The 1,300-nt window shown below is 31.4% G+C and carries 2 protein-coding genes; both read left to right on the top strand.

All coding sequences use genetic code 11. The annotated features are described in order from the left end of the window. Positions 1 to 39 precede the first annotated feature (39 nt). Entirely contained in the window at positions 40 to 405 is a 366-nt protein-coding gene (locus ACJBCC_RS17215; RefSeq protein WP_299103440.1) for a transposase, read from the top strand. A 5-nt stretch (positions 406 to 410) separates the two neighbouring features. Further along, on the top strand, positions 411 to 1,262 hold the full coding sequence (locus tag ACJBCC_RS17210) for an IS3 family transposase (protein ID WP_407557922.1): 852 nt from the start codon (positions 411 to 413) through the stop codon (positions 1,260 to 1,262). The last annotated feature ends 38 nt before the right edge of the window (positions 1,263 to 1,300 follow it).

Here is a 1,300-nt window from a genome sequence, read left to right as displayed (position 1 = left end):
TGACCCGTCCTGAATAAAGGCTACATTATTTTAAACATTATGTACAAAAATGACAAAGTAATCAGACGGTATTCAGAACCATTTAAACTGAAAATTTTAGCGGAACTTACAACCGGAAAACACACAAAGAGCGAACTTTGTAAACTCTACTCTATTGCACCTACTACAGTTAATGAGTGGATTAAAAAGTATAATCGTAAAGACTTAATGAACACCAGAGTAAAAGTGGAAACGAAAGACGAAATATCTAGAATAAAAGCATTGCAAAAAGAGAATGAAAAACTTAAAAAGCTACTGCTTAAAAAGGATTTGGATGCATTGGTAGAGGAATCTTATCTTGAAGTAGCTGCAGAAAAATTAGGATATAAAAATGTTCAGCAACTTAAAAAAAAACTCAATATCTAGCTTTTATTAAAACTAGAAATAGAGCTAAGGGATTTGCTTCTTTATCTACTATAGCAAGTTGTTTTGGACTTAAACGTGATGCGTATTATAAATACAAATCTAGAGCTGATAAGCGTTTAAAACTAGAACAACAGATTATAAAAATAGTCAGTAAAAAACGCAAATCCCTTCCTAGAGAAGGCGTACGTAAACTCATAAAATCATTAGATGATGAGTTTACAAAAGCTAACATCAAAGTTGGTAGAGATACGCTATTTAATGTCCTTAGAAAACATAATATGCTAACACTTAGAAAGAAAACCAGTGCCAGAACTACTAACTCATATCATCGCTTTTATAAGTATAACAACATTATAAAAGACCTTGAAATAGCGCGAACTAATCAAGTTTGGGTATCTGATATTACATACATAAGAACTGTAAAAGGGTTTTGTTATCTAGCCTTAATAACAGATATGTATTCTAGGAAAATTGTTGGTTATGATCTTAGTGATAGTTTGGAACTAAAAGGATGTGTAAGAGCCCTAAATAAGGCCATATATCAAGCCAAAAACATTAAACAGCTTATTCATCATTCTGACAGAGGAATACAGTATTGTAGCAATCAATACACGCAAATACTAAAGAGAAAAAAGATAGATATCAGTATGACTGAAGAAAATCATTGTTACGAAAATGCCATGGCTGAGCGTGTAAATGGCATATTAAAAGATGAGTTTTATCTCGACCAGACCTTTGATAACGTAGCACACGCTAAAAGAGCTGCAAAAAATGCAATTAATTTATACAACGAAATAAGATTACATTTATCTTTAGACTATAAAACACCTAATATGGTATATAAATTATCAGCTTAATTCAATTTTAACCTGTAGCCATATTTCAGGACAAGACA

It is taken from the genome of Winogradskyella sp. 4-2091 (genome assembly GCF_045765065.1).
Classification (GTDB): Bacteria; Bacteroidota; Bacteroidia; order Flavobacteriales; family Flavobacteriaceae; genus Winogradskyella.
Note: the sequence above shows the minus strand (reverse complement) of the source record. Positions and strands in the feature narration are given on the sequence as shown.

Coding starts and splice junctions, on each gene's coding strand:
- ACJBCC_RS17215 (WP_299103440.1), top strand. CDS start 40: ATGTACAAAAATGACAAAGTAATCAGACGGTATTCAGAACCATTTAAA.